Origin of the sequence: Aquabacter cavernae, from assembly GCF_003993795.1 — a bacterium.
GTDB classification, from domain to species: Bacteria; Pseudomonadota; Alphaproteobacteria; order Rhizobiales; family Xanthobacteraceae; genus Aquabacter; species Aquabacter cavernae.
This window is the reverse complement of record NZ_RWKV01000017.1, coordinates 280173-301170: the sequence shown is the minus strand read 5'-3', so window position 1 is coordinate 301170 and position 20998 is coordinate 280173. Positions and strand designations below refer to the sequence as shown.

Annotated in this window: 18 protein-coding genes; all 18 read left to right on the top strand. The window is 67.6% G+C overall.

Translation table 11 applies throughout. The features are described from left to right. Positions 1 to 223 precede the first annotated feature (223 nt). Positions 224 to 2644 (top strand): sel1 repeat family protein, encoded by a 2421-nt coding sequence (locus tag EJJ38_RS20835; protein WP_164738584.1) that lies wholly within the window; start codon positions 224 to 226, stop codon positions 2642 to 2644. Positions 2645 to 2693: 49 nt separating this feature from the next. After that, entirely contained in the window at positions 2694 to 3203 is a 510-nt protein-coding gene (gene ruvC, locus EJJ38_RS19295; RefSeq protein WP_127092058.1) for a crossover junction endodeoxyribonuclease RuvC, read from the top strand. Between the two features lie 94 nt (positions 3204 to 3297). After that, entirely contained in the window at positions 3298 to 3726 is a 429-nt protein-coding gene (locus EJJ38_RS19290) for an anthrone oxygenase family protein (protein ID WP_127092057.1), read from the top strand. Beyond that, on the top strand, positions 3726 to 4340 hold the full coding sequence (gene ruvA / locus EJJ38_RS19285) for a Holliday junction branch migration protein RuvA (protein ID WP_127092056.1): 615 nt from the start codon (positions 3726 to 3728) through the stop codon (positions 4338 to 4340). Before EJJ38_RS19290 ends, ruvA begins: the two co-directional genes overlap by 1 nt. A 67-nt stretch (positions 4341 to 4407) precedes the next feature. Continuing rightward, entirely contained in the window at positions 4408 to 4974 is a 567-nt protein-coding gene (gene parS / locus EJJ38_RS19280) for a type II RES/Xre toxin-antitoxin system antitoxin (protein ID WP_420836894.1), read from the top strand. Beyond that, positions 4971 to 5477, top strand: a complete 507-nt coding sequence (locus tag EJJ38_RS19275) for an RES family NAD+ phosphorylase (RefSeq protein ID WP_127092055.1) — start codon at positions 4971 to 4973, stop codon at positions 5475 to 5477. Before parS ends, EJJ38_RS19275 begins: the two co-directional genes overlap by 4 nt. Positions 5478 to 5534: 57 nt before the next feature. Next, positions 5535 to 6566 (top strand): Holliday junction branch migration DNA helicase RuvB, encoded by a 1032-nt coding sequence (ruvB, locus tag EJJ38_RS19270; RefSeq protein ID WP_127092054.1) that lies wholly within the window; start codon positions 5535 to 5537, stop codon positions 6564 to 6566. A 30-nt stretch (positions 6567 to 6596) separates the two neighbouring features. Further along, positions 6597 to 7124 (top strand): tol-pal system-associated acyl-CoA thioesterase, encoded by a 528-nt coding sequence (gene ybgC / locus EJJ38_RS19265; protein WP_127092053.1) that lies wholly within the window; start codon positions 6597 to 6599, stop codon positions 7122 to 7124. A 426-nt stretch (positions 7125 to 7550) separates the two neighbouring features. Continuing rightward, positions 7551 to 8204: a protein TolQ gene (gene tolQ / locus EJJ38_RS19260; protein ID WP_127092233.1), complete on the top strand. Its 654-nt coding sequence runs from the start codon at positions 7551 to 7553 to the stop codon at positions 8202 to 8204. 5 nt (positions 8205 to 8209) lie between these two features. Then, the gene (tolR, locus tag EJJ38_RS19255; protein WP_127092052.1) at positions 8210 to 8662 is read left to right on the top strand and encodes a protein TolR; all 453 of its coding nucleotides are present in this window, start codon (positions 8210 to 8212) and stop codon (positions 8660 to 8662) included. An 11-nt stretch (positions 8663 to 8673) separates the two neighbouring features. Further along, positions 8674 to 9612 (top strand): cell envelope biogenesis protein TolA, encoded by a 939-nt coding sequence (locus tag EJJ38_RS19250; RefSeq protein ID WP_127092051.1) that lies wholly within the window; start codon positions 8674 to 8676, stop codon positions 9610 to 9612. An 86-nt stretch (positions 9613 to 9698) separates the two neighbouring features. Continuing rightward, a complete protein-coding gene (gene tolB, locus EJJ38_RS19245; protein WP_127092050.1) occupies positions 9699 to 11039 on the top strand; it encodes a Tol-Pal system beta propeller repeat protein TolB in 1341 nt (446 codons plus the stop codon). Positions 11040 to 11305: 266 nt separating this feature from the next. Next, positions 11306 to 11794 (top strand): peptidoglycan-associated lipoprotein Pal, encoded by a 489-nt coding sequence (gene pal / locus EJJ38_RS19240; RefSeq protein WP_127092049.1) that lies wholly within the window; start codon positions 11306 to 11308, stop codon positions 11792 to 11794. 173 nt (positions 11795 to 11967) lie between these two features. Continuing rightward, positions 11968 to 12924, top strand: coding sequence for a tol-pal system protein YbgF (ybgF, locus tag EJJ38_RS19235; RefSeq protein WP_127092048.1), 957 nt, complete (start codon positions 11968 to 11970; stop codon positions 12922 to 12924). Beyond that, a complete protein-coding gene (gene tilS / locus EJJ38_RS19230; protein ID WP_127092047.1) occupies positions 12911 to 13957 on the top strand; it encodes a tRNA lysidine(34) synthetase TilS in 1047 nt (348 codons plus the stop codon). Before ybgF ends, tilS begins: the two co-directional genes overlap by 14 nt. Positions 13958 to 14097: 140 nt before the next feature. Further along, positions 14098 to 16020, top strand: a complete 1923-nt coding sequence (gene ftsH, locus EJJ38_RS19225; protein ID WP_127092046.1) for an ATP-dependent zinc metalloprotease FtsH — start codon at positions 14098 to 14100, stop codon at positions 16018 to 16020. Positions 16021 to 16569: 549 nt separating this feature from the next. Further along, positions 16570 to 19947 (top strand): glycosyltransferase, encoded by a 3378-nt coding sequence (locus EJJ38_RS19220; protein WP_127092045.1) that lies wholly within the window; start codon positions 16570 to 16572, stop codon positions 19945 to 19947. Positions 19948 to 20031: 84 nt separating this feature from the next. Next, positions 20032 to 20988, top strand: a complete 957-nt coding sequence (locus EJJ38_RS19215) for a hypothetical protein (protein WP_127092044.1) — start codon at positions 20032 to 20034, stop codon at positions 20986 to 20988. Positions 20989 to 20998: the final 10 nt, after the last annotated feature.

Sequence of the window (20998 nt, the reverse complement as noted above, 5' to 3'; positions counted from 1 at the left end):
CGACCGCTCAGATCGAAATAAGACGGGTTGGGGAAAAGGGGGAGAAGGTCGCGGGCTCCCTAAGGGAAAGTAACAGTTACATCGCCCGGAATTGCTGGGTTTTCGGCCGGGTCTTTGGAACTGCCGGATGGAATTAACGACCGGTTTACCAAAACCTCCGAATCTTCTCTGATCGATTCGCAGCGGCGCTTTGCGTCGCAGCTTGCGGTCAGGGGAGGCGGGCATGGAGCCCATGTACAACCCGGTGCGAGACGAGGTGGAACCCGCCTGGGCCGCTGGTGCGACCTTCCGGGCGCAGCGGCGCGCAACCCCCATGCCCGACGTGGTATATCCGGCGGCTCCCGCCGAGCCGCCCATCCCGCCCGCCTTCGCACCGGGCGCTCTGGATATACTGCGCGAGCGGGTGGCCCGGATGCGGGCGACCCTGCCGGCCGGCGAGCCCCAGCCCACCTCCACAGTGTCGGCGCCTGCCCCGCAGGTGCCCGCCGCTCCGGTGACAACGCCCATGGCGCTCACCGACGAGCTATCGACGATCCGCCTCGTTCTCACGCGCCTCGGCGGGCAGAGCCAGGCCGGCCAGCTTGAAGGCGCGCTGGAAGCGCTGGGCCGCAAGATCGACCTTTTGAACGCCAAGGCGCTTGATCCCGTGGCGCTGCGGCGCCTGGAGATCCAGACCGCCGAGCTGCGCGGCGCCGTGGAGCGGGCCCTGCGCCTCCATGAGGCGTCCGATGCTCGCGCGGACGCGGTGATCGTTCCCTTCACTCAATATGCCGGCGCGGTGCGGGACGCGACCCAGGCGACCCTGCACGGGCAGGAGCGGGTGGCGCGGGAACTGGACGGCCTGCGGGGGCGCCTCCATGGCCTGTCCGACCGCATCGGCACGCTGCCGGAGGAGTTTTCCGCCGCCCTCGCGGAGCAGGTGGACCTTCTTCTCGACCGCATGGACCGCCCCGGCATCGACGCCACGGCCCTGTCGCCGCTGGTGGACGTGATCGAGCGGCATCTGGTGACGCTTACCGAGCGCGTGCTGGCCTCCCAGCAGCGCCTGGAGCGGCTGGACGGCATCGAGATGACCCTCCACCGCATCTCCGACCAGATGGAAGACCTCCAGATGGCCTCCGCCGATGTGTCGGCCGAGGCGCTGCAGGCGGTGGCGCTGCGCCTTTCCGCGCGGGACGACGCCCCGGCGGTCATCGGCCTGAAGCGGGGCCTTGCCGCGCTGGAGGCGCGCCAGCGGGAGTTCGAGGCCCGCACCGAGGATTTCCTCACCCGTGAAGTGGAATTCGTGCGCGCGGCGGAGATGGAGCTGCAAGGGCTCGCGGATCTCGAAATGGTGCGCCCGCCGCAGGACAGCGCGCCGCGCGCGACGACGTCGCTCGGGACCGCGCCGCTCGGGCCGTCGCCGGACTTCGGCTCTTTCCCGCTCGATCTCGACCGCCCCATCTTCGACGGCGCCCTGGGCGACGACCATTCCGTCGCGGCCCGTAAGGCACGGGGCGACTGGCTGGCGGCGGTGGAACGCACCGAGCTGCGCCCCGCCCCGGCGGCGAACGTGAATAAGAGCCGGCGTGTGCTTGTGTTGGCCAGCCGCGCCGCGGTTCTGATGGCGGCGGTGGGCCTTGCGGGCGTCACCGTGCTGCAGATCGCGCGCCCCGCCGCTTCCTATGCCCGCACCACGCCCGGCGGCGTGGCGGTGGCGGCACTCCCCATGGCAGGCATGCCCGTGAAGGCGGCGGATGCGGCCAGCCTGCCCATGCCGCCCGTGTCCGACGCCCTGCGCACGGCGGCGCTGGCGGGTGATCCGCAGGCGGCTTACGAGGTGGGCATGCGCTTTGCCGATGGGCGCGGCGTGGAGACCAACCAGGCGGCGGCCATGAAGTGGTTCGCCCTGGCGGTGTCGCGCGGCTCGGTGCCGGCCGCCTACCGGCTGGGCACCATCTATGAATATACTGATCGCAATGCCGTGGAGGCGCGCCGCCTCTACGTCTGGGCGGCGGAGCGCGGCAACCTGCGCGCCATGCACAATCTGGGCGTCCTCGCCACCGAAGGCGCCCAAGGGCAGGCAGACTGGGCGGGCGCGTTGAAGTGGTTCCGCAAGGCGGCGGAAATGGGCCTCGCCGACAGCCAGCACAATCTGGGCGTCATCTATGCCCGTGGGCTCGCGGGCGAAACCAATCTGGCTGAGGCCTTCAAGTGGTTCGCCGTGGCCGCCGGCCAGGGCGACACCGCCTCGGCCCGCAAGCGCGACGAGGTTGCGCGGCGCGCCGACGAGCCGTCCCTCAACAAGGCCCGTGCCCTGGCAGCCGCCTTCGTGCCGGGCATGTCGGATGCGCAGGCCAATACGGTGCGCGCGAAGCCGGAATGGAACGGCGTGCCCACCGCCCAGGCGATCGCGCCCCACGGCCTGGCATCCCAGGGCCTGGCTCCCCAGGGCCTGGCTCCCCAGGGTCTTGCCCCTCAAGGCCTTGCGCCGCAGGCAGCGGCCACCCCGGCTCCGGCTCCGGCCGCTGCGCCTCCCGCGATGGCGCCCCAGGCCGCGGCTTCTCCGCCCGCCCCGGCGGCGCCCCAGGCTGCCGCGCCCAAACCCGCCGCCCCTCAGGCCGCCGCGCCGCAAGCCGCTCCGGCCCGGGCCTCCGGCACCTGATGCACATGCGGGGCTTGGTGGCCGCGTCCGCGCGGCGCACCCTGCGCCCATGACACGCGCGATTCGTATTATCGGCCTCGACCCCGGCCTGCGCCGCACCGGCTGGGGCGTGCTGGAAGCCGAGGGCTCCCGGCTCGTCCATGTGGCGTGCGGCACCATTGTGCCGCCCGAGACCTTGCCCATGGCCGAGCGCCTCGCCCGCCTGCATGAAGGCCTTGTGGAGGTGATCCGCCGTTTCGCGCCCCATGAGGCGGCGGTGGAGGAGACGTTCGTGAACATGAACCCCGCCTCCACCCTGAAGCTGGGGCAGGCGCGCGGCGTGGTGATGCTGGCCCCCGCCCAGGCGGGCCTGCCGGTGGCCGAATATGCCCCCTTGCTGGTGAAGAAGACTGTGGTGGGGGCCGGGCGCGCGGAGAAGCAGCAGATCCGCATGATGATCGGCATCCTGCTGCCGGCGGCCGACCCGAAGACCGAGGATGCGGCCGACGCACTGGCGGTGGCGGTCACCCATGCCCATCACCGCACCGCGCCCGGTGCGCGGCTCGCGGCCGCACGGTGAGTGGGGCCGGTCCCACGCGGCAACCGATGATGTACGGTGACACGGGTGGCGTCGGGGGACGCGGCCGCCGGATGGCAGGCGAGTGGGGGCGAGGATGGGCTTCGGGCTTCTCGGACTGGTCGTGGCGGCGCTGTTCACCGGCGCGGCGCTCTATATCAACCTTGTGGAACATCCCGCCCGCGCCATGCTCGATCCGGCCGCGCAATTGCGGGAATGGAAGCCGTCCTACCGGCGGGGCTTCGCCATGCAGGCCTCGCTGGCGGTGCTTGGCCTCGTGCTGGGCATTGGCGCCTTCTTCGCCACCGGCCAGTGGCGCTTCCTGGCGGGCGGCGTGCTCCTGGGGGGCAACTGGCCCTATACGCTCATCGCCATCATGCCCACCAATGCGCGGCTGATGGCCATGTCCGATGCCGAGGCGGGAGAGGACAGTGCCCGCCTCATCGACAATTGGGCGCAGCTCCATATGGTCCGCACGGGCCTCGGCGCCCTTTCCACTCTCGTTTTCGCCTGGGCGCTCGTGTGATGATCGGAAAACTCAAAGGCACCGTGGACAGCTATGGCGAGGATCACCTGATTCTCGACGTTCACGGCGTCGGCTATCTCGTCCATTGCTCCGGCCGCACGCTCCAGGCGCTCGCCCCCGTGGGGGAGGCGGCGGTGCTGTTCATCGAGACCTTCGTGCGCGAGGACCAGATCCGCCTGTTCGGCTTCCAGTCCGAGGCGGAGCGCGAATGGTTCCGCCTGCTGCAGGCGGTGCAGGGCATCGGCGCCAAGACCGCCCTCGCCATCCTCTCCACCCTCAGCCCGGCCGAACTCGCCCAGGCCATCGCGCTGGGCGACAAGGCCATGGTGGCCCGCGCGCCGGGCGTGGGACCGCGCGTCGCAACGCGCATCGTCACCGAGCTGAAGGACAAGACGCCGAGCCTCGGCCTGGGCGATCCCCTGGTGGCGCAATTGTCCGGCACAACCCCGGCGGCGTCCGGCGGGGCGGCGTCGGACGCCGTCTCGGCCCTGACCAATCTCGGCTATGGCGTGCCCCAGGCCACCGCCGCCATCGCCGCCGCACTGCGCGGGGCCGGGGAGGACGCGAGCGCGGAGACGTTGATCCGGTTGGGGCTTAGGGAGCTGGCGCGGTAGGCGAGGTCTGCATATTGCAGATCTGCGACGTATGGCGTATTTTTTACGACAAGTGTCGGAGGTGCGCATGTCTCGAATGGATGACCCATGGCTGGGTCAGTCGCAGCAGGAAGGCGCCACTGTGCGTCAACAGCTCCAAGCCTTGATGCGACAGCAGGAGTGGGCGCAGCGGGACGAGAGAAACACGGGCGATCCTTTCCACCAAATCTCAGAGTTGCTGGGCGGGCCCAACCTCCTGAACGGACCTCTCCGTTCAGCGCTCGATGCGCATCGGATGATCCGCGAAGGGTTTCCGGGCGAGGCATTGCAGCACCTCGTGGGCACGCTGGAAGTCCTGAAGGACAGCGTCGTCCTGGAGCAGGGCATTGGCATCAGCGTGCGCACCTATCAGCGCCAGAGAAATGAGGAGGGCGGGCGCCTCAGCCTTGAGCAAAGCAGCCGCACCTACAAATTCGCTGAGATTCTGACCAAGGCCATCCTGGCGTTCGGCTCGCGCGCCGACGCGGAAGCCTGGCTCATGCGGCCCGCCTTGGGTCTCAACCAGAACGCGCCCATTGATCTGATGGAGACGTCCGCCGGCCTTGAGCTGGTGGAGACGTATCTCACCCAGATCGAATACGGCGTCTATGTGTGACCCCACTTCCCGCGATATTGGGCGGTGGCGAACTCACCGGCTGGCGGCTCGATCTCGCGCGCCATGGAGCAACCTGGGACAGCGGAGAGGGCGCTTTCCTGTCCGGGGGGCGCTGGAACAGCCCTGGTGTGCGCGCAGTCTATTGCGCGCTCGATCCTGCCACGGCGATTCTCGAAGTGGCGGTCCATAAAACCTTTCGCATCCTCGACACGGTTGCCCATACGCTCACCCGCTTCACGGTGCTTGAGCCTGCCGCTGTCCATGTGGTGCAGCCCAGCGACGTGCCCAATCCCAATTGGCTGCATCCCGGCATCCCCAGCCCCGGCCAACGGCAGTTCGGCGACGATCTGCTGGCCCGGCACAAATTCGTGGTGTTTCCCAGTGTTGTCTCCAGCCATAGCTGGAACCTGCTGTTCGTCGCCTCGCTTGCGGCTGGTGCCTATGGCGACGTGGAACAGGAGCGCTTTGCGCTGGACCCGCGCCTGCATACAGCCGCGCCTTGACGCACCCTGTCCATTCCCGGTCTGGACTCTTCCCAGCGTCGATCGCACAAAGGCCCCATGAACACCCGCCTCATCACCCCCGACAAGCGCACCGAGGACGAGGATACGAGCCTGCGTCCCCAGCGGCTCGCCGATTTCGTCGGGCAGGCGCAGGCGCGGGCCAATCTGGAAATCTTCATCAAGGCGGCCCGCGTCCGGCAGGAGGCGCTGGACCATGTGCTGTTCGTCGGCCCGCCGGGCCTCGGCAAGACCACGCTCGCCCAGATCATGGCCCGGGAGATGGGCGTGGGCTTCCGCTCCACGTCCGGCCCGGTGATCGCCAAGGCGGGCGACCTTGCCGCCATCCTCACCAATCTGGAGGAGCGGGACGTTCTGTTCATCGACGAAATCCATCGTCTGTCCCCGGCGGTGGAGGAAATCCTCTATCCCGCCATGGAGGATTACGAACTGGATCTGGTCATCGGCGAGGGGCCGGCGGCGCGCTCGGTGAAGATCTCCCTGCCCAAATTCACCCTGGTGGGCGCCACCACGCGCTCGGGCCTGCTCACCACGCCGCTGCGCGACCGGTTCGGCATTCCCGTGCGCCTCGCCTTCTATACGGTGGCGGAACTGGAGCTGATCGTGACCCGCGGCGCGCGGGTGCTGGGCATCGGCATCGCGCCCGACGGCGCCACGGAGATCGCGAAACGGGCGCGCGGGACGCCCCGCATCGCCGGGCGCCTGCTGCGCCGGGTGCGCGACTTCGCCTTGGTGGCGGATGCCGAGCGCATCGACCGGGCCATCGCCGACCGGGCCCTGTCCGCCCTGGAGGTGGACCATGCGGGCCTCGATGCCATGGACCGCCGCTATCTCTCCATGATCGCCATGCATTACGGCGGCGGGCCGGTGGGCATCGACACCATGGCGGCGGCGCTTTCTGAGCCGCGCGACGCCCTGGAGGAGATCATCGAGCCCTTCCTGGTGCAGCAGGGCTTCATACAGCGGACGCCGCGCGGGCGCATGCTCACCGCCGGGGCGTTCCGCCACCTGGGGCTCGCGGAGCCGCAGCGCCCTCCAAACGCCTTGCCTCTCTTCGACGAGGGGGAGTAGGGCTTTTCCCCTTCAGCAAGTGGGACCGGCATGAACCACGATATTTCCGGCGAGCGGGCCCTCGCGCCCGGCGAGCGCGAGCAGCATCCGCATCTGGCGGGACGCCTCATTTCCGGCGGCCACAGCCTCGCCTTGCGCGTCTATTACGAGGACACGGACTTCTCCGGCATCGTCTATCACGCCAACTACCTGAAATTCATGGAGCGGGGCCGCTCGGACTATATGCGCCTCTTGGGCGTGGTGCAGGGCGAGCTGTTCGCCCAGGCCGCCGAGGAGGCGCCGGGCTTTCACTTCGTCGTGCGCGGCATGCAGCTGGATTTCCTGAAACCCGCCCGCATCGACGACGTGCTGGAGGTGGTGACGCTCTCCAAGGAGGTCCAGGGCGCCTCCATCATCCTGGCCCAGAGCGTGCGCCGGGCAGGGGAGGTTCTGGTCTCCGCCACCGTCCGCGTGGCCTTTGTTTCCCAAGGGCGCGCGCGCCGCATCCCCGATGCCCTGCGCCAGGCGACTTTGGCCGACGCTCACGCGGCGAACGGCACTGTTGCACCGCAGCGATAACGGTGCATTAACCCTGTTGGTGTTGTTGTTGGGACACGGCGGACGGTGCACCGCCGCGGCCTGCCGCCAAAGTTTGGACAGACTCAGCCGGTTCAAGACCGGTGCGTTTGGGCCTCGGCAGGTTGCGGGCCTGCGTGCGCCGTGGAACCGGCGTCACTCTGCGCGGCCATTTCGGACGCGGCTAACTGGGACCGACTCATGATTTCCCACAGGACGGGCCTGATGACGCTGGCGAAAACGTTTCTGGTGGCCCTGGCGCTGCTCGTGTCCGTGTCCCTCGGCGCGCCTGCCTTCGCCCAGTCCGGCCCTGCGGCGCCGACCGCCCCGGTGACGGCGGCTCCCGCTTCCCCGCCGCCTGCCGCCGTCGCGCCGTCCGGCCAGGTGGGGTTTGCCGCCGACAATGTCCCGGCCGCAGATGTCACGCTCATGGGCCTGTTCCTCCAGGCCTCCTTCATCGTGAAGCTGATCATGGTGGGCCTGCTGGTGGCCTCCATCTGGGTCTGGGCCATCGTCATCGACAAGACGCTGCTGCTGGGCCGCACCCGCAAGGAGATGGACCGATTCGAGCAGGTGTTCTGGTCCGGCCAGAGCCTGGAGGATCTGTACCGCTCCCTGTCCGGCCGCCCCAATCAGGCCATGGGCGCCATTTTCGTGGCCGCCATGCGGGAGTGGAAGCGCACCTATGAGAGCGGCACCCGCTCCCTCGCCGGCCTCAACCAGCGCATCGACAAGGTGATGGACGTGACCATCTCGCGGGAGGTGGAGCGGCTGGAATCGAAGCTTCTGGTGCTGGCCACCGTGGGCTCCGCTGGCCCCTTCATCGGCCTGCTGGGCACGGTGATCGGCATCATGACCTCGTTCCAGTCCATCGCGGCCTCGAAGAATACCAGCCTCGCCGTGGTGGCGCCCGGCATCGCGGAAGCGCTGCTCGCGACCGCGATCGGCCTTATCGCGGCCATCCCCGCGACGATTTTCTATAACAAGTTCAGCACCCAGGTGAGCCGGCAGGCCCAGCGCCTGGAAGGCTTCGCCGACGAATTCTCCGCGATCCTGTCGCGCCAGATCGACGAGAGGAGCTGAGCGCGATGGGCATGTCCGGCGGAAACGGCGGCGGCTGGCGCTCGCGGCGCTCCCGGCGGCGGGGCGGCGGGGCCGTCATCTCAGAAATCAACGTGACGCCCATGGTGGATGTCATGCTGGTGCTGCTCATCATCTTCATGGTGTCGGCGCCGCTGCTGACCGTGGGCGTGCCCATCGATCTGCCGCAGACGTCCGCCAAGTCCATGGACCAGAACAAGGATCCGATCACCGTCTCGGTGAACGACAAGGGCCAGATCTATATCGGCGACGCGGAAGTGGCCTATGCGGATCTGGTCACGAAATTGCAGACGGTCACCAAGGGCAACATGGACGAGCGCATCTTCGTGCGCGGCGACAAGAAGGTTGACTACGGAACGGTCATGCGGGTGATGGGACGGCTCTCGGGCTCCGGCTTCAAGCGCGTCGCCCTTGTCACTGAAGCCGAGCAGGGGGGCTGAGAAGGAAAGGGATGCGCGTCGGTCTTGTCGCATCGTCTGTGCTGCACGGGAGCATCCTGGTGCTCGCCTTGGTGTCCTTCGCGGTGCCGAGGCAATTCGACATGCCTCCGGAAGCGATCCCCGTGGAGGTGGTCTCGGCCACCGATGTCTCCAAGGTCACCAAGGGCAATGAGAAGGGCAAGAAGGAAGAGCCCCCCAAGGTGGTGGCCGAGAAGGTGGATGCCGACAAGCCCACGCCCGATCCGAACCTGAAGGTGACCGAGAAGCAGGAGGTGGCGCCCACCGCCCCCAGCCCGCCGCCGCCGCCCACGCCCCAGCCCAAGGCCGAGGAGCAGAAGCCCGCGCCAGCGCCCGCAAAGGCCGAGCCGCCGCCGCCCAAGGCCGACGAGGCGCTGAAGTCCGAGCCCAAGAAGGACGAGCCCAAGCCCCAGCAGCAGGCACAGCCGACGCCGCTTCCGCCCAAGAAGCCGGCGCCCCCGGTGCAGACCGCCACGCCGCAGCCGCCCACGGACCAGAAGTTCGACGCGGACAAGATCGCCGCCCTGCTGGACAAGCGCGCGCCCCAGCGCCAGGCCGCGACCGCGCCGCAGGTTTCGCAGATCTCCTCCCAGGGCGCGCCCAAGGGACAGTCGCAGACGCTGAGCCTCTCCGAGCAGGACGCCTTCCGCGAGAAGGTGAAGCAATGCTGGAAGATGCCGCACATCAATGACGACAAGATCTTCGCCTACATTCTGCTGAAGCTGAACCGGGACGGCACGCTCGCCCAGCCGCCCGTCATCACCGACGGCATGATGAACCCCGACCAGCGCGCGCTGTTCGACGCCTTTGCCGCCAGCGCCATCCGGGCGCTGATCCAGTGCCAGCCCTACACGATGTTCAAGCCGGAGAAGTACGACCTCTGGAAGGAACTCGAACCCCGCTTCTTCCCCAACATGTTCGGGGGAGCCTGACGAACATATCGCGCGCGAGGTGCCTCGCCGCAGCGTTTGGCACGGGCCGTCACAGGCCCTGGCCGCAGAGACAAGAAGAGGACACCGTGACCAACGCCTCCGATCTCGCCAAGCCCTATATCAGCCGCCGGGGCCTCATCCTGGCCGGCGCGGCCGGCCTTGCGTCCACCGGCCTCGTGGCGGGTCCGGCACGCGCCGCGCTGCGCATCGACATCCAGTCCGGCGCGCCCCAGCCCATCCCCATCGCCATCACCGACTTCGTGGGCGCGGTGGAACAGGGGCGTGCCATTGCGGGCGTCATCAGCAACGACCTCAAGCGCTCGGGCCTGTTTGCGCCCATCGACGCCAAGTCGTTCCCGGAAAGCATCCAGAACCCGGACCTCGCCCCCCGCTTCCCGGACTGGCGCACGGTGAATGCGCAGGGCCTCGTGACGGGTCGCGTGCTGCCCCAGGGCGACGGGCGGCTGAAGGTGGAATTCCGCCTGTGGGACGTGTTCGCGGGCCAGCAGCTGCTCGGCCAGCAATATTTCACGCAGCCCGCCAACTGGCGGCGCGTGGCCCACATCATCGCCGACGCCATCTATGAGCGCCTGACCGGCGAGAAGGGCTATTTCGACACCCGCATCGTGTTCGTGGACGAGACCGGCGCCGCCAACCGCCGTGTGAAGCGCCTCGCCATCATGGACCAGGACGGCGAGAATGTGAGCTATCTCACGCGCGGTGACGAACTGGTGCTGACCCCGCGCTTCTCGCCCACCAGCCAGGAAATCACCTATATGTCCTATGGGCGGGGCGAGCCCCGCGTCCTGCTGCTGAACATCGAGACCGGCCAGCGGGAGGTGGTGGGCAATTTCCCGGGCATGAGCTTCGCGCCGCGCTTCTCGCCAGACGGGCAGAAGGTGATCTTGAGCCTCCAGCAGGGCGGCAATTCCAACATCTTCGTGATGGACCTGCGCTCCAAGGCCACCACGCGCCTCACCGACACGTCCGCCATCGACACTTCGCCCTGCTATTCGCCGGACGGGCGCCAGATCTGCTTCGAGAGCGATCGCGGCGGCTCCTCGCAGATCTATGTGATGAATGCGGACGGCTCCGGCGCCAAGCGCATCTCGTTCGGCAATGCCCGCTACAACACGCCGGTCTGGTCGCCGCGCGGCGATCTCATCGCCTTCACGCGCCAGTCGGAAGGCAAGTTCGCCATCGGCGTGATGAAGCCAGACGGCTCGGGCGAGCGCGTGCTGACCGAGGGCTATCACAATGAAGGCCCGACCTTCGCGCCGAACGGCCGCGTGATCATGTTCTTCCGCGATCCTCCTGGCGCGGGCGGACCGAGCCTCTTCACCGTGGACATCACCGGCTACAACGAATTGCGGGAGCCGACGCCCGGCTATGCGTCCGATCCGGCCTGGTCGCCGCTGCGCTCCTGAGACCGGCTGTGGCAGGAAGGTCACGGTGTGGGCGGGCTTCGGCTCGCCCTTCCCGTGCCATGATCCTGCCACGGGGCATGTCCAGTAAGGGCAGGTCCAGTTACGGGCAAGTCGGCGCTCGCGCCGTATACAATTTGGAAACCATAAGCAGGACTTCCGCTTGAAGGCGGTCCGATCAGGCGCGTGCCGTGCGCTGCGGAACCTTCATTTAACCAAGTCCCTGCTACATGGAGACCGCCGGTTCGCGTTGAGAAGGGATTTACCGGATGCGTGATTTTGGTTTTGTCCGCGGCTTCCGGTTCGCGGCCCTGTTCGGCGTCATGCTCGCCTTGGCGGCTTGCGCCAACACGCCGGATCCCAATGCCCAGAGCGGTGCCGCCGGCCCGCCCGGTTCGCCCCAGGAATTCGTGGTGGCGGTGGGCGACCGCGTGTTCTTCGAGACCGACCAGACCGACGTGTCGCCCCAGGCCCAGGCCACCCTCGACCGTCAGGCCCAGTGGCTGCAGCAATATAACCGCTACACCTTCACCATCGAAGGTCATGCGGATGAGCGCGGCACGCGCGAATACAATATCGCGCTGGGTGCCAAGCGGGCCCAGAACGTGCGGGACTATCTGGTCTCGCGTGGCATCGATCCGGCCCGCATGCGCACCATCTCCTACGGCAAGGAGCGCCCGGTGGCGGTGTGCAACGACATCTCCTGCTGGTCGCAGAACCGCCGCGCGGTCACCGTCCTGAATACCGGCGGCGCCTGATCTCGTCCGCTGAGAGACACGAAGAGCCGGTGCCCCCGCGGCGCCGGCTTTTTCGCGTGAATCTCCCCGCGGGCAAGGGCCGGAGGGGTCACACTTTGGACGTGATCCCCGCTCTAATTTCTGGTCGCGCCGTGCCCGCGCGCCGTGCCCTACGTCCCGACCGAATGGGGATCATGCCGAGCTTTCGTCTCCGTCCGCGCCTGCGCGCCTGCATCCTCGCCGTCCTCCTCGGCGCCGTCTGCGTTCCGGCTGCCCAGGCCCAGTCCAGCGGCAACATCTTCACCGACATCTTCAAGCCGCCGGGCTCCGTGCCCCAGCAGCAGCAGGTGGACCCCACCGCCACCGCCCAGGCCGAGATGGTGCTGCGCATGGAGCGGCTGGAGAACACCGTGCGCCAGCTCACGGGGCAGGTGGAGCAGCTTCAGTACCGGCTGCAGCAGATGGAGGCGGCCAGCGGTCGCCCGGTGGGCGGCACGCCCGCACCCGCTCTGCCGCCCCCCACCGCCAATCGCGCGCCCGTTTCCGTGCCCCAGAGCGCGCCCTTGGCGCCGCCGCCCGGCACCGCGCCCACCGGCGCGGGCAAGCGGTCCGATGCATTCGACCCCGCCATGATCCCCGAAGCGCCCGGCGCGCCCCAGCCTCTGGGCTCGCCCGGCTCCTCGTCCGCGGGTCTCGGCGCCCCGGCCGACATCTCGCCCGCTGGCGTCGCCCGGCCCGGCACGCAGGTGGCGGCGCTGCCGCCCTCCAACGGACCGAAGGACATGTTCGACCTCGGTACCGGTCAAATCCAGCGGACGGATTATGTGGCGGCGGACCAGACCTTCCGGCAGTTCCTCCAGACCTATCCCTCCGACCGGCTGGTACCGGAGGCCACCTATTTCCTCGGCGAGAGCCTGTTCCTGCGGCAGAACTACAAGGATGCCGCCGAATATTATCTCCAGGTGTCCACCAAATTCCCCAACGCGCCCCGCGCGCCGGAAGCGCTGCTGCGCCTCGGCCAGTCCCTGGCGGGGCTGAGCGAGCGGGAGGCGGCTTGCGCCACCTTCGCCGAGGTGGACCGCAAATATCCGCGCGCCAGCTCCAGCGTCCGCCAGGCGGTGGAGCGCGAGCAGAAGCGTGCCGGCTGCTGACCCGCATCCGGATTTCGCGGCGGCGGAGCTGCAGGGCCTTTTCGCGCCCTTCGAGACCCACGACCATGTGCTGATCGCCCTTTCGGGCGGTCCCGATTCCACCGCTCTGCTGCTGCTGGCCCAGGACTGGCTGATGGCGCGAGGGGAGGGGCCGCTCTTAAGCGCCGCCACGGTGGATCACGGCCTGCGCCCTGCCGCGCGGGTGGAGGCGGAGGCGGCCGGAGCGGTATGCGCGCGCCTCGGCGTGCCCCATGCCATCCTGGACTGGGTGGGGGACAAGCCGAAGAGCGGTATCCAGGAAGCCGCCCGGATAGCACGCTATGACCTGCTGCTGGCCCATGCCCGCGCCGTGGGTGCGGGCGCGCTTGCGGTGGCCCATACGCTGGACGATCAGGCCGAGACCATCCTGTTCCGCCTCGCCTGCGGCTCGGGACCGGCGGGGCTGGCGGGCATGCGCCCAAGCTCCGTGCGGGCGGGCGTGACGCTGCTGCGCCCGCTGCTGGAGGTGCCCAAGGCGCGGCTGGTGGGGCATCTGGATGCGCGCGGCATCGCCTATGCCCGGGACCCTTCCAATCTCGACCCGCGCCACGCCCGCCCGCGCCTTCGGGCGGCGGCGCCGCTGCTGGCCGCCGAGGGGCTCACGCCCGCCCGCCTCGCGCTTCTGGGACGTCGTCTCGCCCGCGCCGAGGCGGCATTGAGCGCGGCGGCGGTGGAGGCGGCGGCCCGCTGCCTGCTGGAACGGACCGTGTTCCGCCTGCGGCTCGACGCCCACAGCCTGTTCGCCGAGCCGGACGAAATCTCCCTCCGGGTGCTGGTGGACGCGCTGTCCGCTTTCGCCCTGGAAAAGGAGGTGGAACTTGCCAAAGCCGAGCGCCTGCATGGGCTTATGGCCGCTGCCGTCCGGGTGGGGGAGGGCCGGTCGGGCACGCTGGCGGGGGCGCTCGCGCGGATGGACAAGGGGGTGCTGAGCATTACCAGCGCACCGCCCCGGGGGAAAAAGGCGGCCCTGATCGCGGCAAATTCAACCCGATAGAGCCCCGCATCCTTGGCAAGGGAGGGAGGGCCACCTAGATTAGGCACCGGACGCAACGGGAGCGATCGCGTGCGAGGCGCGGCCAATTGGCCGGTGAGACCGCGCGTGGGCGTGTCCGATGTGGTCCCCGTGAGGGATCAATGAACGCCAATTTACGTAACTTCGCCCTTTGGGTGATCATCGTTCTGCTGCTGCTCGCGCTGTTCTCGCTCTTCCAGAGCCCCGGGCAGCGCACGAGCGCGAACGAAATCTCCTTCTCCCAGCTCCTGTCCGACGTGGACCAGGGCCGCGTGCGCGACGTGGTGATCGAGGGACCGAATATTTCGGGCGCCTTCACCGACGGCCGCCAGTTCCAGACCTATGCGCCCAACGACCCCTCGCTGGTGCAGCGGCTCTATGGAAAGGGCGTGTCCATCACCGCCCGCGCGCCTTCGGACAACGTGCCGTGGTTCGTGAGCCTGCTGGTCTCCTGGCTGCCCTTCATCGCGCTGATCGGCGTGTGGATCTTCCTGTCCCGCCAGATGCAGGGCGCGGGCGGCAAGGCCATGGGCTTCGGCAAGAGCCGCGCCAAGCTGCTCACCGAAGCGCACGGCCGTGTGACCTTCGAGGACGTGGCCGGCATCGACGAGGCCAAGAGCGATCTCACCGAGATCGTGGACTTCCTGCGCGACCCGCAGAAGTTCCAGCGGCTCGGCGGGCGCATCCCGCGCGGCGTGCTGCTGGTGGGCCCGCCCGGCACGGGTAAGACGCTGCTGGCCCGCGCCATCGCCGGCGAAGCCAACGTGCCCTTCTTCACCATTTCGGGCTCGGACTTCGTGGAAATGTTCGTGGGCGTCGGCGCCAGCCGCGTGCGCGACATGTTCGAGCAGGCGAAGAAGAATGCCCCGTGCATCATCTTCATCGACGAAATCGACGCGGTCGGTCGCCATCGCGGCGCCGGTCTCGGCGGCGGCAATGACGAGCGCGAGCAGACCCTCAACCAGCTCCTCGTGGAGATGGATGGCTTCGAGGCCAATGAGGGCATCATCCTCATCGCCGCCACCAACCGTCCGGACGTTCTGGACCCCGCGCTGCTGCGCCCCGGCCGCTTCGACCGGCAGGTGATCGTCCCCAATCCGGACGTGGTGGGCCGCGAGCAGATCCTGAAGGTGCATGCCCGCAAGATCCCCGTGGCGCCGGACGTGAACCTGAAGGTGATCGCCCGCGGCACCCCCGGCTTCTCGGGCGCGGATCTGGCGAACCTGTGCAACGAAGCCGCCCTCATGGCCGCCCGGCGCAACAAGCGCATGGTGACCATGAGCGACTTCGAGGACGCCAAGGACAAGGTGATGATGGGCGCGGAACGCCGTTCGCTCGTCATGACCGAGGACGAGAAGGCGCTGACCGCCTATCACGAAGGCGGGCACGCCATCGTCGCCCTCAATGTCCCGGCCACCGACCCGGTGCACAAGGCCACCATCATCCCGCGCGGCCGCGCGCTGGGCATGGTCATGCAGCTCCCCGAGCGGGACAAGCTGTCCATGTCCTACGAGCAGATGACCTCGCGCCTCGCCATCATGATGGGCGGCCGTGTCGCCGAGGAACTGGTGTTCGGCCACGAGAAGGTGACTTCCGGCGCCGCCTCCGACATCGAGCAGGCCACCCGCCTCGCGAAGATGATGGTGACGCGCTGGGGCTTCTCCTCCGAGCTCGGCCAGGTGGCGTATGGCGATAACCAGGACGAAGTGTTCCTGGGCATGTCCATGCAGCGCCACCAGAACATCTCCGAGGCCACCGCCCAGCTCATCGACAAGGAGGTTCGCCGCCTTGTGGACGAGGGCTATGCGGAAGCGACCCGTATCCTCACCGAGCGGCGCGAGGAGCTGGAAGCCCTGGCGCGCGGTTTGCTGGAATACGAGACCCTCTCCGGCGACGAGATCGTGGACCTGCTGGACGGCAAGCCCCCGGTGCGCGACACGGTCATCGAGCCCGCCAATCCGCGCGGCTCGGCTGTGCCGACCGCCGGCAAGAACCGGCCCCGTCCGGGCGGCACCGGCACCATCGAGCCCCAGCCGCAGGCGTGAAGCCAGCGGCGCGCGGCGCCGCTGCCGATCGTGTCCAACCCTTTCAAGGACCCGCCCCGCCATTCGGCCGGGCGGGTCTTTTCATTTGCGGGGGCATTCCGGCACGGACGGGCGTATTCTGGGGACTTCAAGACCCGGATGACGCAGGCGTGCGTGGCGTCATGTGCCGTCCTCGGCCACGCCTTCAAGAGTGCGCCCGTTCCCCTGCGCGGCGTGGCCAATTAAAGAGGTTCCATGTTGTTGCAACGCAGCATTCGTCATAGTCGATCCCATGTCCGGCCTGGGCATTCATCTTCAGAAATTCGTGTATTCCGCTCGCGCCTTCTCCAGTCATCCGGGCGCCCGGTTTCGGGGCGCACGTTATGATTCAGATGACCGACGCAATTGACCGCCACGGACAACAGGGATTGCCCTGAGTAAACGGATATGTCCGGCCGCCTTCATCAAGGATCGCCGCAGGGTGCGGGCAGTAGCGCACGCAAGTGTGCTTGAAGCTTATTCTCTGGTGAGCTAAGGGTGCCCCCAAGGCCCCCGAGTCAGGTTTGCCGGATGAGCGGTGTGAATCAGAAGCAGGACGTGCTGTATCGCCTCGGGATGGTTCATCCGCTGGTTTTGGGAGAGCCCGAGCGCCTCGGAGGCGACACCTCGGCGTGGCTGTCCCATGTGCCTTTCGCCTTCTGGCTTGCCTTGGTGCTGCGCCCACGCCAGTTCGTGGAACTGGGTACCCATACCGGCGTTTCCTACTCTGCCTTCTGCCAGGCCTTCCGCACTCTCGGGCGTCCGGCGCGCGCTTTCGCCGTGGACACCTGGCAGGGGGACGAGCATGCCGGCCACTATAGCGAGACCATCTTCCGCGAGCTGAACCTCTATAATGAGGCGCGCTATGCCGATTTCTCGCAACTGCTTCGCTGCACGTTCGACGAGGCGGTGGAGCGGTTCGAGGACGGCTCGATCGATCTCCTGCATATCGACGGGCTGCACACCTACGAGGCCGTCCGCCACGATTTCGAGAGCTGGCTCCCGAAGCTGAGCGCCGATGCGGTGGTGCTGTTCCACGACACCCAGGTGCATGATCGCGGCTTCGGGGTGTGGCGCCTGTTTGACGAACTGCGCCAGCGCTACGCCACCTTCGAGTTTCACCACGGCCACGGCCTCGGCGTGCTGGCCATTGGCAAGAAGATGCCGGCGGGCCTCGAAGGGCTCTTGATGCCGCCCGGCCAGGTGCTGGATCCCGGTGCCGACACCGCCATCCAGTCCTATTTCGCCACCATCGGCGCCAATCTAGTGCGGCGGGGCCTGCGCGAGGCGGAACTGCAGCGCATGGCCCAGAGCCTGGAAGCCCAGCTCGAAAACATGGCGCGCGACCTTCATGCCCTGAAGGACAATACCAAGCGCATGGGGATCGAAGCCTCCATGGAAATGTCGGCCGGGCGGGAACCGGTTGCATTTCCTGGGGGTTCTCGTCCTCAGGCCGAGATCGTGGCGCGGCTGAGCGGCGAACTCGCGACGCAGCGCCGGCACAATGCGGAAGAGGTCGCCGGCTTGGCGGAGGAGGTTCGCAGGCTGGAAGCGCAGGTCGAAGCCGAGCATGAGCGTCGGGTCCGCACAGCCGAATTGGCGTCGGCCCATATTTCCTGCGCGCGTCGGGGTTTCAAGGGCGCGGTGGGCGCGCTGGTACGCCGCTATGGCTCCAGCCCCCTGATCGACCAGTGCGGGATCCTCACGCGATCCAGCCTCTTCAATCGGCGCTACTACATCTACAATTACAAGAACGACATGCTCGACAATGTCGAGCCCGTCGTCGATTACATGCTGCTCGGCGCCTATGAGGGGCGGAATCCCAACCCGCTCTTCGACAGCGAATATTATCTGCGCAGCAATCCCGATGTGAGCGCGAGCGGCATCAATCCGCTGCTGCACTACATCACCATCGGAGAGCCGCAGGGGCGGCGGCCGAGTCCGGTCTTCGATCCCATGGAGTATCGGGCCGCCCATCCCGAGCTGGGCGCGGACGAGCTGGCGCTCGCTGATTATATCGAGAAGGCCCATCCCAGCCTGCCCATCAAGGGCGGGAGCCTGTTCACCCGTTCATGGCGCCGCTGGATCGCGTCCACGGTTCACCAGGAGGCGAACCGCCCTCTCATCACCAAGGGCGGCCCGCGGGCGATGTCCTCCAAGTATCTGTGCAAGGTGAGCTTCGTGCCGGACGCCGATGCGCCCGCCGACGCTCCGGCGGACCAGTGCGGTACCTATGGCTGGTCGGTGGAGGGTGCCTATACCTATATTCCGCCCGCGCCGCCCACTGACCTGCAGGCGCGCCTCGACGGCCTTGTCCGCAAGCCGCTCTTTTCCATCGTCGTCCCGCTCTACAACACGCCCCCGGACCTGCTCTCGCGCCTCGTCGCCTCGGTGCGTGCCCAGTGGTACGACAGGTGGGAGCTGGTGCTGGTGGACGATGCGAGCCCCAGGGACGAGGTGCGCACCGCCCTGTCCGCGCTGGATGATCCGCGCATCGTCAAGCTGCTGCAGTCCCAGAACAGCGGGATCGCCGGGGCCACCAATGCCGGCATTGATGCGGCGCGCGGCGATTACATCGTGTTCCTGGACCATGATGACGAACTCACCGAGGACTGCCTCTACGAGCTGGCCTTGTGCGTTGACAGGGAAGACGCGGACTTCATCTATAGCGACGAGGACAAGATCACGCCCGAGGGGCATTTCGTGGAGCCGTTCTTCAAGCCGGACTGGTCTCCCGATACGCTCATGAGCCTGATGTATACGTGCCACGTCAGCTGCATCCGCAAGAGCCTGTTGCTGCGGACCGGCCTGCTGCGGCCCGAATATGACGGCTCACAGGATTGGGACCTGGTGCTGCGCGTGACCGAGCAGACCACGAAGATCGCCCACATCCCCAAGGTGCTCTACCACTGGCGCATCATTCCGGGGTCCACCTCCGGCACTTATGACGCGAAGCCCGCAGCCCTGGTCGCGGCCAAGGCGCTGCGGCTCGATGCCATGCGCCGTCGCAACGTTTCCGGCACGGTGGAGGATCTGGGACCGGGCGGCGCCTATTCCCGGGTGCGTTATTTCGTGGCCGGCACGCCGCTGGTCTCCATCGTCATTCCCTCGAAGAACAATCCGGCGGTGCTGCGCAAGTGCCTGGATTCCATCTTCGCCAAGACCACCTATGACCATTACGAGGTGGTAGTGGTGGACAATGGATCCACCCAGGAAACGGCGCTTTCCTACCTCGCCACGCTGGCGACCCATCCGCGTGTGCGGCTCGTGCCCCATGACCGGCCGTTCAATTTCTCCGAATTGTGCAATGTGGGCGCGCGCGCGGCTGCGGGCGAGATCCTGCTGTTCCTGAACGACGACACCGAGGTGCTGAACGGCGACTGGCTCGAACGCCTTGCGGGCTTCGCCCAGCGCGGCCATGTGGGGGCGGTGGGGGCCAAGCTCCTTTATCCCAATTCCCTGCGCGTCCAGCATGCGGGCGTGGTCAATATCGCTCCGGGGCCAAGCCACGCCTTCCTCGGTGTCGCCCGCAACGAGCCCGGCTACTTCGCCCGGACGCTGCTGGAATATAATTGGAGCGCGGTGACGGGCGCGTGCCTCATGGTGGAGCGTTCCAAGTTCGAGCGCGTGGGCTGGTTCGATGAGAGCTTCCCGGTTGCCTATAACGACGTGGATCTCTGCTACAGGCTCATCGAGGCGGGATATTTCAACGTCCTGTGCCCCGCGGTGGAGCTGTTGCACTACGAGTCTCTCAGCCGCGGAATCGACCATATCAATCCGGAAAAGCGCGCGCGCCTGCGGCTGGATAAGCAGCGGCTCGATCTCGCGCATCCGGGATTTTATCTCAAGGATCCGTTCTTTAACGAAAACCTTCATCCGAACGATGTAGGTTTCAAGCTTCAGGTATAGGGCCGGATATTTCTGGCCCGTCTGGGCCTCCTGATCGTTTTGCGGGTGGTCGGCGATGTCTGGAAGAGGAAGAGGTTGGGCGGGGTGACCAGTCTGAACGATCCGTTAGTTTCGGCGCGCGATGTGGGGCGGGCATATTCCGGCCCGGCGCTCGCGGCTTACCTGCAATGGGTGCGCTCCGAGGTCGAGTGCTATTCCATCGACTTCGTGCTGTTCATCGACCCTTCCTGCGGCTGGGTGCGGCCGGTTTCCCAGGCCTTTCCCGCCGCCAACGAACTCTGGATCCACGGGTCGGAAGGGCGCTTGCGCCTCGCGGAACTATCCCATTCCATGATCGAGGAGGGGCTCGTCTCGCTGGCCGTGGGGTTTCACGGGCTGAATGCGCGAGAGGTGTTCGCCAAGTTCGGAATGGCGACCCCGGCGGACCATGTCCTGTCGGATCTGGGCCTGACCGACGACCGGCGGTTCGGCTTTGGGCAGGAAGAGCTGACGCACCGCTTCATCCGCGCCTTCAAATGGGAGTTCTTCCGCGTCGCCAACCGCACGCGGTCCGAACTCTTCAGCCTGCTGGCCCGTGCGGGCTTGCGCCCCGGCATGCAGGTGGCCCTGGTGGGCATGGGCTGGACCGTGGATCTGGTGGATAGCTGCGAGCGCGTGATGCGCAGCATGCTGGACGTGAACGTGCAGGGGTTCGGCTTCCTGCTTACAGAGGCGGAGGAGAAGCGCGCGCGGGATTCGCGCTTCTTCTTCAAGAGCTTCCTGGCTCAGGGCAACCTGCCTGCGCCCGTCGCGACGCGGCTTGCCGGGCGACTGGACCTGCTTGCGGACACCCTTCTGCCGCCCACGGCCCATGCCGGGAAGACCGAGGTGCGTGCGGACGTATCCGCCGCGCTGGCCGAAGGTATTGCCGATCATGCAGCCACCCTTGCGGGGCAGGGGCGGCTCGCCGGCTCGGTTCGGCCGCTGCTCAATCTGGTGGGGGCGGAGGATGATGCCCCGGCGCGCCAGCTACTCGGGCTGCCCGCTCAGGCGCACGCCTGACGGCAAGCGC

Bases quoted from the DNA above. Each gene is read 5' to 3' on its own strand.
- EJJ38_RS20835 (WP_164738584.1), top strand. From the start codon at position 224: ATGGAGCCCATGTACAACCCGGTGCGAGACGAGGTGGAACCCGCCTGG.
- ruvC (WP_127092058.1), top strand. From the start codon at position 2,694: ATGACACGCGCGATTCGTATTATCGGCCTCGACCCCGGCCTGCGCCGC.
- EJJ38_RS19290 (WP_127092057.1), top strand. From the start codon at position 3,298: ATGGGCTTCGGGCTTCTCGGACTGGTCGTGGCGGCGCTGTTCACCGGC.
- ruvA (WP_127092056.1), top strand. From the start codon at position 3,726: ATGATCGGAAAACTCAAAGGCACCGTGGACAGCTATGGCGAGGATCAC.
- parS (WP_420836894.1), top strand. From the start codon at position 4,408: ATGTCTCGAATGGATGACCCATGGCTGGGTCAGTCGCAGCAGGAAGGC.
- ruvB (WP_127092054.1), top strand. From the start codon at position 5,535: ATGAACACCCGCCTCATCACCCCCGACAAGCGCACCGAGGACGAGGAT.
- ybgC (WP_127092053.1), top strand. From the start codon at position 6,597: ATGAACCACGATATTTCCGGCGAGCGGGCCCTCGCGCCCGGCGAGCGC.
- tolQ (WP_127092233.1), top strand. From the start codon at position 7,551: ATGGGCCTGTTCCTCCAGGCCTCCTTCATCGTGAAGCTGATCATGGTG.
- tolR (WP_127092052.1), top strand. From the start codon at position 8,210: ATGGGCATGTCCGGCGGAAACGGCGGCGGCTGGCGCTCGCGGCGCTCC.
- EJJ38_RS19250 (WP_127092051.1), top strand. From the start codon at position 8,674: ATGCGCGTCGGTCTTGTCGCATCGTCTGTGCTGCACGGGAGCATCCTG.
- pal (WP_127092049.1), top strand. From the start codon at position 11,306: ATGCGTGATTTTGGTTTTGTCCGCGGCTTCCGGTTCGCGGCCCTGTTC.
- ybgF (WP_127092048.1), top strand. From the start codon at position 11,968: ATGCCGAGCTTTCGTCTCCGTCCGCGCCTGCGCGCCTGCATCCTCGCC.
- ftsH (WP_127092046.1), top strand. From the start codon at position 14,098: ATGAACGCCAATTTACGTAACTTCGCCCTTTGGGTGATCATCGTTCTG.
- EJJ38_RS19220 (WP_127092045.1), top strand. From the start codon at position 16,570: ATGAGCGGTGTGAATCAGAAGCAGGACGTGCTGTATCGCCTCGGGATG.